We start from the raw sequence: 12365 nt of genomic DNA on the forward strand, positions 1-12365 counted from the left end.
ACGGGGGCCCGTCCCCGCGCCGGCCGGGGGAGTGGTGCGGACGGACCACCTCCCCCCGCCCGGCGGGGGCCGGCGGGTGCGGCGGGGTCCGCGGGAGTCGGCCGTTCGGGTGAGGAAACTCCCCCGTCCGCAGTAGGGAACGCCCGGACGGCCCGATCCGTCCTCCAGTCCGCCCTTGATCCACCCGAGCGACCTGGTATGTCCTCCGCTGCTGACGCGAAACTCGCTCGCCTCCTCGCGCTGGCAGTCGGTCTCACCCTGACCGCCGGCACCCTCGCCGCCCCCGTGGCCCAGGCGAGCAGCACCGTCCTCGCCCCCGCGGCGACCGGTGCCGCCGCCGTCCACCCCGGTGGCGGAAGCGCCCCCCTCGACCCGCACGCGCTCCCCGACGGTGCCCTCGTGGACCCGGTCGGCACCGAGCAGCGCATCGTGGCGGAGGGGGAGACGGAGGAGCTGACCGGCGAGGTCACCAAGGTCGAGCTGGGGGAGGAGGACGGCGAGGAGGTCGTCGCCACCTTCGTGGAGTCCGGCGGCGAACTCGTGCGCGTCCACGGCGAGGTCGCCGACGCCCTGCAGGTCGGCCAGACCGTCACCCTGGAGGTCGGGGCCGCCGAGCGCGCCGACGCGGTGGAGGTCCTCGACGTGCGGTCCGCCACCGTGGCCGCCGCCCCGGCCGCGGTCGCGACCGGCGTGCACCGGGTGCGCTTCGTCCTGGTGGCCCCCCGCGGCACCAGCCCGGCGAACTTCACCGTCGCCGACGCCGAGCCCACCATCCGGCGGGCCTCCGACTACTGGTCCGCCCAGACCGGCGGCCGGGTCACCTTCGAGCTGGAGTCCACCACCGACTGGTACGCCAGCGCCCACAGCTGCGAGCAGCTGACGGACCTGTGGAACGAGGCCTCGGCGAGGACCGGTTTCACCGGCGCACCCAACGAGCACCTCGTCGTCCTCACCCCGCGCGCCGCGCACCCCTCCGGCGGCTGCGCCTACGGCCGGGCGACCCTCGGCAACCTCACCAGCGGCGGACGGGTCCTCCTCACCGACATCAGCCAGTCGCTCACCGCCCACGAGCTGGGGCACAACCTCGGTCTGCACCACGCCAGCGGCGTCTACGCCCCCGCGGGCACCTCCGGCGACGTGAAGTTCAGCAACGGCTGGGTCAACGGCACCTACGCCCCGTACGCCGACCCCTACGACGTCATGGGTTTCTCCTCCCCGAACGACTCGACGGGGATGGGCAACCTCAACGGCGTGCACCGGGACCAGATGGAGGGCCTGTTCGCCTCGGAGGTCCAGACGGTGACGTCCAGCACGGACATCACCCTGCGCGCCCTGGGTGCGACCACCGGCACGGCGCCGAAGGTCGTCAAGGTCCCGCACGGGGGCATGCACTACTACCTGGAGTACCGCGACGGTTCCGGTGCGGACGCCCGCACCGTCTCCGCCCTGCGCATCGACCGGGGGGTGCGCGTCCTGCGCGCCGACCCCACCACGCCGGGCCGGGCCACCGTCGTCTTCGACCCCACGCCCACCGGATCCACCCGCGACTACAACCAGGCACTGCCCGTCGGGCGGACCTTCTCCGCCGTCGACGGCGACCTGCACTTCACCGTGACCTCGGCGGCGAACGGCGTGGCGTCGGTGCGGGTCACCGTCGGCCCCCTCGCGACGGTTCCCGCACCGGCTCCGGCGCCGGCACCCGCTCCGGCACCCGCACCGGCCCCCGCCCCGGCCCCCGCCCCGGCCCCCGCCCCGGCTCCGGCCCCCGCCCCCGCGCCGGGCCCGGCCCTCGGTGACTACCTGCTGCACCGCGACGGGTCCCGCAGCTACTCCGGCACCCTGGTCAAGGGCGCCATCCTCGACGGCTACGTCGCCCTCGGGGCGCAGGGCGGTTCCCTCGGCGCTCCGCTCGGCCTCGAGTTCGGTCCGCTGCGCGGCGGCGGCTACGGCCAGCACTTCGCCGGCGGTTCGATCTACTTCAGCCCCGCCGCCGGCACCCACGTCCTCAAGGGCGCCGTCCGCGGGCGCGTGGCGGACCTCGGCTGGGAGAACTCCTGGCTCGGCTACCCCACCAGCGGCGAGATCGCCGTGCGCGGCGGGGTCGTGCAGCGGTTCCAGGGCGGCCTGGTCCACTGGACGCCCGCCACCGGGCCGCAGGCGGTCCGCGGTGCCATCCTCGACGCCTACGGCCGGGCGGGTTCCGTGGACGCGCTGGGCCACCCCGCCGGGGAGGAGATCCCCCTGCGTCACGGCGGCCGCGTCCAGCGCTTCGAGGGCGGCCTCGTCTACTGGACGCCCGCGCTGGGGGCGCACCCGGTGAAGGGCGAGATCCAGAAGCACTACGCCGCCGGCGGCTGGGAGAACTCCCGGCTCGGCTACCCCCGCAGCGGCGAGTACCCCGTCCGCGGCGGCGTGCGCCAGGACTTCGAGGGCGGGTCCGTGACCTTCACGTTCGCCACCGGCCGCACGAGCTGAGCGGGCCGCCGGCGCGGGGGCCCGTCAGATCCAGCCCCGGCGCCGGAACACCGTGTAGAGCACGATGCTCACCAGCGCCATGAGGCACAGCGCGAACGGGTACCCGTAGCGCCACTCCAGCTCGGGGATGTCGTCGAAGTTCATCCCGTACACGGTGCCCACCAGGGTCGGGGCGAAGAGGATCGCCGCCCACGCGGAGATCTTCTTGATCTCGTCGTTCTGCGCCATGCTCGCCTCGCTCAGCGCCTTCATCTCCTCGTTCTGCCGCTGGGCGACGAGCGTGGCGTTGACGGTGAGGATGTCGCGCAGCGCGGTGCGCAGGGCGTCGATGCGCTCGTTGAACTGCGTGACGTGGTCGGCGACGTCGCGCAGGTGGCGCTGCAGCTCCTCGTCGACGCGGTACTTGGTGAACCCGTTGCTGAGGGCCGCGAGGATCCCGGCGAGCGGATGGGTGGCGCGCTGCAGGTCCACGACCTCCCGCGACAGCTCGTAGATGCGGCGCGAGACCTCCGGGTGGCCGCCGAAGACCTCCGTCTCGATCTCGTCGACGTCGTTCTCCAGGCCGGCCACCACCGGGCCGTAGCCGTCGACGACGGTGTCCAGGATGGCGTAGAGGACGGCCTCCGGCCCGTGCGCCAGCAGTTCCGGGTCGCGCTCCATGCGGCTGCGCACGGCCGAGAGGTCCGGGGACTCGCTGTGGCGGACGGTGAGGACGAAGTCGGGGCCGATGAACAGGTGCAGCTCGCCGAACTCCACCTCCTCGGCGGCGTCGCGGTAGCGCGCGGCGCGCAGCACCACGAACAGGGTCTCGCCGTAGCGCTCCAGCTTCGGGCGCTGGTGCGCGACGATCGCGTCCTCGACCGCCAGCTCGTGCAGGCCGAACTCCGCCGCGAGCGACGCCAGCTCCCCCGCGTCGGGGCGGTACAGGCCGATCCACGCCATCGAGCCGTCCTGCTCGCGCAGGCAGCGGTACGTCTCCGCCAGCGACGACGGCGTCGTGGTGCGCAGGCCGTCGCGGTAGATCCCGGAGTCGACGAGGCTGCTGCGGGGCAGCGGGTGCTTGCCGGGCAGCGCCAGGGTCGCGGCGCGCACGGGGGAGGGCGTCCGCCGGCGGGCGCGGGCGGTGAGGGGGCTGACGACGGGCAGGCGACGCTCGGGCACGGTGCGCTCCAGGGGCCGGGCGAGCAGGGGGCGCCGCTCCGGCCTGCGGAGCGGGCTAGCGGTGGAGCGGACGACTCGGGGGTTCGCTGCTCATGGCGGCGCCTCCTCCCGTGCGGTCCGGTGCCCGCGTCCCGGCCGGTGTCGCGGCCTGCGTCGTGGGCCCGCGTCGTGGCCCGTGTCCCTGCGCTCAGGCTACGGCCTGGGCGGTCCCGGGCTGCTCCGTTCGGGTGGACCGACCGGGGGTCCCGCCGGGCAGCAGCGCCGCCGTCGCCGGGGAGGGGCCCTCAGCGCCGCTCGCGCTGCCAGTCGGGCAGGGCGCCGGAGGAGAGCAGGGCCTCGCGCCAGGGGGCCGTCAGCTCCAGCAGCCGGGCGCTGCCCTCGGCGCCGAGGTGCTGCCAGCCGGCGACCGCGAGGGCGTCGGTGCGGGTCTCGACCTCCGCGCGCAGGGCGGCGCCGTCCGCGGTCAGCGTCCCCTCGGCGTCGAGCAGGCCCCGCCCCTGCAGCGACCGCACGGCGGCGTCCCAGTCCTGCCGCGGCCAGGCGCGGCGCGAGCGCATGGCCTCGCGGGCGGCGCCCTCGCGGGTGGTGTTGAGCAGCAGGGCCTCGACGGGGGCGACGCCGAGGGCCTGCAGGACGGCCACGTGCCCGTCGCCGCGGTGCTCGCGCAGCAGGGTCGCCGCGTGCCACAGCGCCGTCAGCGGGTCCGCCGGCTCCGGGGCGGTGGCGGCCGCCAGGTACAGCGCCCGGGGGGAGCCGCGCAGGCCCTCGCCGGCGGTGCCGGCCAGCGCGGCGGCCTCGGCGACCTCGGCGGGGTCGGCCACCTCGTCGAGCAGCCGGTGCAGGGCCGCGCCGGCGGCGGCGTAGCGGGCGGCGACGACCTCCTCGGGGCCGACCCGCTCCCAGGCGGAGGGCACGGCCGCCTCCACCAGGCGCGGCGCCCAGACGTAGAAGGCGGGCACGACCGCGGCCGGACCGACGCGGCCCATGCCGCCCGCCCGGGAGGCGACGTAGCCCTGCCAGAACTGCAGGTCCAGGGCGGTGTACGCCTGCTGGGTCTCCGGCGCCCAGTAGGGGACGACGTGCAGGATCTCCAGCGGCAGCCAGCACCGCCGCGCCAGGTCCGCGTCCACCGTCTCGTCCACGTGCACGTCCGCCTCCGCTCCTCGGCCACCGGGAGCGCCCATCCTGTCCGACGCCGCCGCGCCCCACCCCGGAAAGGACCCTTTCCGGGGTGGGGGAGGCGCGTACCACCCCGGAAAGGGCCCTTTCCGGGGCCGGGGCCGGGGTGGCGCGGGCGCGGGCGCGGGCTGGGGCTCGGGTTCAGGCGGGGTCGGTGTCGCAGAAGTCGCGCACCGCGGCCCAGAAGGCGTCCGGCTGGCTGAACACCATGCCGTGCGCGCCGTCCGGGACCACCGCGAGCTCGCCCCGCGGCAGCAGGTCCGCCACGCGACGGCACCAGGGCGCGGGGCTCACCGGGTCGCGGGAACCCTGCACGACCAGCGCCGGCACGTCCACCATCGCCAGGTGCAGCTCCTCCGGCTGGGACAGCAGGTTCCGCAGCACGGCCACCATCCGCCGGGGTCCGGAGCGCAGGTAGTCGGAGAGGGCGACGGCGAGCATCGCCGGCCGCTCGTGGCGCACGTCGCGCAGCAGCCGCAGCGCCTGCGCCGACGTGGTGGGGGCGCTGGGGTCGCGGGTGGCGCCCGCCAGGACGAGCCGCTCGACCCGCTCCGGCGCCCGCAGCGCGGTGGCCACCGCCACCTGCGCGCCGTAGGAGTGCCCGACGAGCACCACCCGCGGCACGTCCAGGGCGTCCAGCCAGGACAGCAGCGCCTCGGCCTGCTCGGCCAGCCGCAGGGGCCGCGGGACCGGCCTGCTGCCCCCGGAGCCGGGCAGGTCGGGCGCCAGCACCCGCCGCGGCGCGATGCGCGTCATCAGCGGCACCATCGAGCGGCTGGACATGCCGAGCCCGTGCAGCAGCACCAGCGGTGCGCGCCCGTCCGGTGTGCCGGCCTCGCGGTGGTGCCACCGCAGCGTCACCGGTCGCGGCCCCGCCGGGGCCCAGCCGCCGGGGCCGGGGCCGGGGAGCAGCGGGATCTCCAGCGGCGTGCGGCGGTGCACCGTGCGCTGCCACGGGCGCCTGCCGGGCGGCGGCTGCGCGCGGTCGGTCCCGGCCTGCGCGCAGCGGGGTCCTGGTGACTGCTCCACGACACCTCCCGTTCCACCCCCATCCTCGCGTGCGCGCCGTCCGCCCGCCGTCCCGCCCGACCGCGGCGGAGCCGTCCCGCGCCCGTCCGCGGCGCCGACGGGCGAGATCGCCGCGCCCGACCTAGCGTGGGAAGACAGGCGGCGGCCGCGTGGCCGCCGCGTCCTCGACGTGGAGGAAGAGCGCGTGGCATCCATCCTCGACCGGGAGCGCACCGTCGCCGGGCCCGGCTTCAACCGGTGGCTCGTCCCACCTGCGGCACTGGCCGTCCACCTCAGCATCGGCCAGGTCTACGCCACCAGCGTCTACAAGGTGGCGCTCGTCCAGCACTTCGGGGTGGGCCTGACGCAGATCGGCCTGGTCTTCTCCATCGCCATCGTGATGCTGGGGCTGTCGGCCGCCCTGCTGGGGACGTGGGTGGACCGCGTCGGCCCCCGCAAGGCCATGGTGGCGTCCGCGGTGTGCTGGGTGTCCGGCTTCCTGGTCGGCGCGCTGGGCATCATCACCGGACAGCTGTGGCTGCTGTACCTGGGGTACGGCGTCATCGGCGGGATCGGCCTCGGCATCGGCTACATCTCGCCCGTCTCGACCCTCATCAAGTGGTTCCCCGACCGGCCGGGCCTGGCCACCGGCATGGCGATCATGGGCTTCGGTGGCGGCGCGCTCGTGGCGAGCCCGCTGTCCAGCCGCCTGCTCGCCCTCTACGACCCGGCCTACGAGGCCGGGGTGGCGGGTTCGGTCGCCAGCGGCCGCTCCGTCGCGCTGCTGTTCGTGACCCTCGCCGCCGGCTACGCCGTGTTCATGGCCTACGGCGCGGCGACCATCCGGGTGCCCCCGCCGGGCTGGCGGCCCGACGGCTTCGACCCCGCCACGGTGCGTGCCAAGGCGCTCGTCACCACCGCCAGCGTCTCGGCGCGCAACGCCATCCGGACCCCGCAGTTCTGGCTGCTGTGGACGGTGCTGTTCTGCAACGTCACCGCCGGCATCGGCATCCTCGAGCAGGCCGCCCCGATGATCCAGGACTTCTTCCGGGTGGGCGGGACGAGCGCGGTGGCCGCTGCGGCGGCGGGTGGTTTCGTGGGCCTGCTCTCGATGGCGAACATGGCCGGTCGCATCGTGTGGTCCTCGACCTCGGACGTCATCGGGCGCAAGCCGATCTACATGCTCTACCTGGGCGGCGGGATGGTGGTCTACGCGCTGCTGGCCCTGTTCGGGCAGCTCAGCACCGCGCTGTTCGTGCTCTTCGCGGCCATCATCCTGTCCTTCTACGGCGGTGGGTTCGCAACGATCCCCGCCTACCTGCGCGACCTGTTCGGCACCTTCCAGGTGGGTGCCATCCACGGCCGGCTGCTCACGGCGTGGTCGGCGGCGGGCATCTTCGGGCCGCTCATCATCAACGGCTTCCTCGACGCCCAGGGCACCCCGGGTGAGCTCACCGCCGACGCCTACCGCCCCGCGCTGCTGACCATGGTCGCGCTCCTCGGGATCGGGTTCGTCGCGAACCTCCTCGTCCGGCCGGTCGCCTCCCGCTTCCACGAGCCGGCCGCGACGGCCGCCGGGACGGGCACGGGCGTCGGGACGGAACCGGTCGGCGAGCGCGGGAAGGAGGTCAGGTGAGCACCCAGGCGAACATCCCGGCGGGCGGCGACCCGGTGCACGGCAACGGGGTGGGGACCCCGGACAGGACCCCGGCGAACACGAAGCTGCGGCTGCTGGTGGGCTGGACGCTGGTCGGCATCCCCCTCCTCTACGGCGTCGTGGAGACGCTGAACAGAGCCAGCAAGCTCTTCACGGGCTGACCGCCCGTCAGCGGCGCTCGTCGCCCTCCGTGCGGTGAGAGCCGGGGAGTGTGACGAGCGCCGCTCTGCTCCACCAGGGTGCGCCGGGTGATCCAGGTCTAGGGTGCTCGGTGGCTCGGTGCTGTCGCCGTCCGTCTCCGCTGGGTGGCGCGGCGCCTGCGCCGACATCGATGACCCGAGGACAGGACGAGGACGAGGACGACGCGTGGACCTCTTCGAGTACCAGGCGCGCGACATGTTCGCGGCGCACGGCGTACCGGTGCTGGGCGGCAGGGTGGCGACCACCCCCGAGGAGGCTCAGGCTGCGGCCGAGGCCCTCGGCGGGGGCACGGTGGTGGTGAAGGCGCAGGTCAAGACCGGCGGCCGGGGCAAGGCGGGCGGCGTCAAGCTCGCCCACAGCCCCGCCGAGGCCGCCGACCGCGCCCGCGACATCCTCGGCATGGACATCAAGGGCCACACGGTCCACCGGGTGTTGATCGCCGAGGCAGCCACCATCGCGGAGGAGTACTACTTCTCCATCCTGCTCGACCGCACCAACCGCACCTACCTGGCGATGGCCAGCCGCGAGGGCGGGGTCGAGATCGAGCAGCTGGCGGTCGAGCGCCCCGAGGCGCTGGCCCGCATCCCCGTCGACGCCCTCACCGGCATCGACGAGGCGAAGGCCCGCGAGATCGTGGACGCCGCCGGCTTCGCCGACGACGTGCGCGACGGGGTCGTGGACGTCGTCCAGAAGCTGTGGACCGTGTTCACGGCCGAGGACGCGACGCTGGTCGAGGTCAACCCGCTCGTCAAGAGCGAGGAGGGGCGGATCATCGCCCTGGACGGCAAGGTGACCATCGACGAGAACGCCGAGTTCCGCCACCCCGGCCACGCCGACCTCGTCGACGTCGAGGCGACCGACCCGCTGGAGCGCAAGGCGAAGGAGACCGGCCTCAACTACGTCAAGCTCGACGGCGAGGTCGGCATCATCGGCAACGGCGCCGGGCTCGTCATGAGCACGCTGGACGTCGTCGCCTACGCCGGCGAGCAGCACGGCGGCGTGAAGCCCGCCAACTTCCTCGACATCGGCGGCGGCGCCTCCGCCCAGGTCATGGCCAACGGCCTCGACGTGATCCTGGGCGACCCGCAGGTCAAGAGCGTCTTCGTCAACGTCTTCGGCGGCATCACCGCCTGCGACGAGGTCGCCAAGGGCATCGTCTCCGCCCTCGGCATCCTGGGCGACGAGGCGTCGAAGCCGCTCGTCGTGCGCCTGGACGGCAACAACGTCGAGGAGGGCCGGCGCATTCTCGCCGAGGCCGCGCACCCCCTGGTCACCGTGGTCGACACCATGGACGGCGCGGCCGCCAAGGCCGCCGAGCTCGCAGCAACCGGAAAGGCCTGAGACGTGGCGATCTTCCTCACCGAGTCCAGCAAGGTCATCGTCCAGGGCCTCACCGGCTCTGAGGGCCGCAAGCACAGCCAGCGGATGCTGACCTCCGGCACGCAGATCGTCGGCGGCGTGAACCCCAGCAAGGCCGGCCAGAGCGTCGACTTCACCGGCCCGGACGGCTCGCCGGTCGCCGTCCCCGTCTTCGGCTCCGTGCGGGAGGCCGTCGAGGCCACCGGCGCCGACGTGTCCGTGATCTTCGTGCCGGCGAAGTTCACCAAGGCCGCCGTCATCGAGGCCGTCGACGCGGAGGTCCCCCTCGTCGTCGTCATCACCGAGGGCGTGCCGGTCCACGACTCCGCCGAGTTCTTCGCCTACGCGCAGTCCAAGGGCACGAGCCGCCTCATCGGCCCGAACTGCCCCGGCCTCATCAGCCCCGGCAAGTCCAACGCGGGCATCATCCCCGCCGACATCACCCCGCCCGGCCGCATCGGCCTGGTGTCGAAGTCGGGCACGCTGACCTACCAGATGATGTACGAGCTCTCCGACATCGGCTTCTCCTCCGCGGTCGGCATCGGCGGTGACCCGGTCATCGGGACCACGCACATCGACGCGCTGGAGGCCTTCCAGGCCGACCCCGAGACCGACGTCATCGTGCTCATCGGCGAGATCGGCGGCGACGCGGAGGAGCGGGCCGCGGCCTACATCCGCGAGAACGTCACCAAGCCCGTCGTCGGCTACGTCGCGGGCTTCACCGCCCCCGAGGGCAAGACCATGGGCCACGCCGGTGCCATCGTCTCCGGCTCGGCGGGCACCGCGCAGGCCAAGAAGGAGGCGCTGGAGGCCGCGGGCGTGAAGGTCGGCAAGACGCCGAGCGAGACCGCGCGGCTGGCCCGGGAGATCGTGCAGTCGCTCTGAGGCACCCCGCGGCCGGGCCGCGGACACGAACGGGGCGGGGCCGTGCGCGGTCCCGCCCCGCGTCGCGTCCGGACCGCTGACGGGTGGGCGGCGGGGCGCGGATCCGGCGGACACAGGCGCGTCGTGCGCCCGCACGCCCGCCACCGGTGGACGATGGAGGCGATGACCACGCTCCTCGACCGCCGCGTCCCCCGTCCGGACGAGCAGGCGCCGGTGACCGCCGCCGACCTGCTGCCGCTGCTGCCTGCCGCGGTGCGGGCCGCCGGGTGGTCGTTGCTCGTCGTCGTCGTCGGGGCCGTCGTGGCCTGGACGGCCGCCACGGCCACCAGCGCACCGCTGTCGGCCAGCCTGCGGGTGGGCACCGACCTGTGGCTGCTCGCCCACGGAGCGGACGTCGTCGTCACGGGCGGCCGGGTGGGCATCGTGCCGCTGGGCATCACGGCCCTCGCGGTCGTCACGGCCGCCCGGCAGGTGCGCCGCTGGGCGGAGGACCAGGTCGCGGCCGAGCGCCCGCTGCCGTGGGGGAGGGCCGCCGGGGTGTTCGCGGCCGGCTACGCCCTCGTCGCGGCGCTGGTCGCTCTCGTGTCCGGGACTCCCGCCGCCGCCGTCGACCCGCCGGCCGCCGCCCTGGGCGGTGCGGTGCTGGCGGCCGCGGTGCTCGGCGGGTGCGCGCTGCGCTGGGACCCCGACGTCGCGGCCCTCGTGCCCGGCTGGCTGCGCCGCTGCGCGCGGCCGGCGGCAGCGGCGGTGACGCTCCTCCTGGCCGCCGGGGCCGCGCTCGTCGCCGTCGCCCTCGTCGCGTCCCACGAGCGGGTGCTGCTGCTGCACGAGGCGCTGGGACCGGGGCTGGTCGGCGGGCTGCTGCTGACGGCGGCGCAGGCGCTGCTGCTGCCGGACCTGGCGGTCTGGGGCGTGGCGTGGCTGACGGGGACGGGCTTCGCCCTGGGCACGTCCACGGCGGTCACACCCGCGGCGGTGCAGGTCGGCGCGCTGCCCGCCCTGCCGGTCCTCGGTGCCGTGCCCCAGCCGGGCCCCCTGCCCGCGCCGTTCGCGGCCGTGGTGCTGCTGCCGGTCCTGGTGGGGGTGCTCGCCGCGCTGCTGGCGTTCCGGCGGGACGGGACCCCGGCCACCGCCGGTGAGCGGCTGGCCGTCGTCGGCGGCGCCGGGGCGCTCACCGGGACGGTGGTGGGCGTGCTGTCCTGGCTGGCCAGCGGTCCCGCCGGTCCCGGGCGGATGGCGGAGGTCGGGCCGGAGCCGCTGCTGGCGGCAGTGGCGGCGGGTGCGGAGGTGAGCCTGGGCATGCTGCTGGCGGTGGGCGGGGCCGCGGCCGTCGCGAGGTACGGCCCGCGGCGCGTCCCGCACCGGCTGACGGCACCCCTGCCCGGCGGCACCCTCAGCGGCCGGGCCCCGCGGGGCGAGGCCGCGGCCGGGGCGTCGGCGGCCGGGCCGGAGTCCGCGGAGGGTTCCCTGCGCGCCCGCTGGCAGGACCTTCGCGGCCGGTCCTCGAAGCGCCCGTAGGGTCCGTCCCGCGGGACCGACTGCCGACGGGTCCGCCTCCGCTGCGCGACGCACGACGGCCCCCTCCCGTTCGGGAGGGGGCCGTCGTGCGTGGTGCGGTCCGGCGTCCTCACATGGACTGGACGGGGCCGTCCTCGATGGCGGCGCGGGCGGCCTCGCCCGTCCTGGTGTCGCCGTAGTAGCTGGTGATGTACCAGTCGCCGCCGAGGTCGACGTCGCTGGCGAGGGTGTAGGTGATGTTCTTGGAGGTGGGCAGCTGCACGATGCTGCCGTCCTCCTTCGCGATGGCCACGTCGGCGCTGACGTCGAAGGTCAGCTTGAGGCGGGGGGAGCCGCTGGTGCGGCTGACGTCGAAGGCCACCTGGCGGCAGCGGCGCTCGGAGACGACCTCGCCGGTGGCCGGAGTGGTGTCGCCCTCGGCGTCGCGCAGCTGGAAGAAGGCCAGGTCGTTGACCTGGGCGATGGCACCGGGGTCCCCGGCCAGGGCCCGGCTGACCTGCCCGTCCCAGTCGGCGGTGGTCTCGGGGTCCAGGTAGAGGCCCGCGCGGCGGAAGTCCTCCACGACGTGGGGGGTGTCCGCGTTGAGGAGGTGCTCGTTCCAGGTGGACTCGTACAGGGTGTAGGCGAGGATCTTCCGGAAGGCGCTGTTGCGGTCCGCGGCGGGGAAGACGGTCTCGACGTCGTCGCTGAGCAGGACCTCCTTCTCGCACCGGATCACGCGCTCGACCCCGCTGACGTCCGTGGCCACGACCGGGCGCTGGGTGGGGGCCGGAGCGGCGGCCTCCTCCTCGCTGCCGCAACCGGTCAGGGTCGCGCCCGCGGTGGCGAGCAGGAGGAGGGCGGTGGTGGTGCGGGCGGCGCGTGCCATGAGGTGCTCCAGAACGATCAGGGGTGTGCTGGCGTGCGGGTGCGGCGCGGGGTC

At 75.2% G+C, this 12365-nt stretch carries 10 protein-coding genes; 6 read left to right on the plus strand and 4 right to left on the minus strand.

Annotated elements, in window-relative coordinates:
- The first annotated feature begins 198 nt into the window (after nt 1-198).
- Entirely contained in the window at nt 199-2475 is a 2277-nt protein-coding gene (locus tag CLV92_RS22790) for a hypothetical protein (protein WP_104431804.1), read from the plus strand.
- Between the two features lie 24 nt (nt 2476-2499).
- Here the strand turns inward: CLV92_RS22790 and CLV92_RS05555 are convergent, their stop codons facing one another.
- The 3 genes from CLV92_RS05555 to CLV92_RS05565 all read right to left on the minus strand — a co-directional run bounded on the left by CLV92_RS05555 (nt 2500) and on the right by CLV92_RS05565 (nt 5844).
- The gene (locus CLV92_RS05555; RefSeq protein WP_281256899.1) at nt 2500-3636 is read right to left on the minus strand and encodes a magnesium and cobalt transport protein CorA; all 1137 of its coding nucleotides are present in this window, start codon (nt 3634-3636) and stop codon (nt 2500-2502) included.
- A 284-nt stretch (nt 3637-3920) separates the two neighbouring features.
- Nucleotides 3921-4784, minus strand: a complete 864-nt coding sequence (locus tag CLV92_RS05560) for an SCO6745 family protein (protein WP_104431805.1) — start codon at nt 4782-4784, stop codon at nt 3921-3923.
- A 172-nt stretch (nt 4785-4956) separates the two neighbouring features.
- Nucleotides 4957-5844, minus strand: coding sequence for an alpha/beta fold hydrolase (locus CLV92_RS05565; RefSeq protein WP_158257137.1), 888 nt, complete (start codon nt 5842-5844; stop codon nt 4957-4959).
- A gap of 184 nt (nt 5845-6028) precedes the next feature.
- Between CLV92_RS05565 and CLV92_RS05570 the strand changes: the two genes are divergently transcribed.
- The 5 genes from CLV92_RS05570 to CLV92_RS05590 all read left to right on the plus strand — a co-directional run bounded on the left by CLV92_RS05570 (nt 6029) and on the right by CLV92_RS05590 (nt 11443).
- Nucleotides 6029-7459, plus strand: coding sequence for an OFA family MFS transporter (locus CLV92_RS05570; RefSeq protein WP_104431806.1), 1431 nt, complete (start codon nt 6029-6031; stop codon nt 7457-7459).
- Nucleotides 7456-7641, plus strand: coding sequence for an MFS transporter small subunit (locus CLV92_RS05575; protein WP_104431807.1), 186 nt, complete (start codon nt 7456-7458; stop codon nt 7639-7641). Before CLV92_RS05570 ends, CLV92_RS05575 begins: the two co-directional genes overlap by 4 nt.
- Nucleotides 7642-7846: 205 nt before the next feature.
- The gene (gene sucC, locus CLV92_RS05580) at nt 7847-9022 is read left to right on the plus strand and encodes an ADP-forming succinate--CoA ligase subunit beta (RefSeq protein ID WP_104431808.1); all 1176 of its coding nucleotides are present in this window, start codon (nt 7847-7849) and stop codon (nt 9020-9022) included.
- A gap of 3 nt (nt 9023-9025) precedes the next feature.
- Entirely contained in the window at nt 9026-9925 is a 900-nt protein-coding gene (sucD, locus tag CLV92_RS05585) for a succinate--CoA ligase subunit alpha (protein WP_104431809.1), read from the plus strand.
- Between the two features lie 162 nt (nt 9926-10087).
- A complete protein-coding gene (locus tag CLV92_RS05590; RefSeq protein ID WP_146099424.1) occupies nt 10088-11443 on the plus strand; it encodes a cell division protein PerM in 1356 nt (451 codons plus the stop codon).
- Nucleotides 11444-11552: 109 nt separating this feature from the next.
- Here the strand turns inward: CLV92_RS05590 and CLV92_RS05595 are convergent, their stop codons facing one another.
- Nucleotides 11553-12311 carry a hypothetical protein gene (locus tag CLV92_RS05595; protein ID WP_104431811.1) on the minus strand — a complete coding sequence of 253 codons (759 nt, stop codon included), beginning with the start codon at nt 12309-12311 and terminating at the stop codon, nt 11553-11555.
- Between the last annotated feature and the right edge of the window lie 54 nt (nt 12312-12365).

This window comes from Kineococcus xinjiangensis (assembly GCF_002934625.1).
Lineage (GTDB): Bacteria > Actinomycetota > Actinomycetes > Actinomycetales > Kineococcaceae > Kineococcus_A > Kineococcus_A xinjiangensis.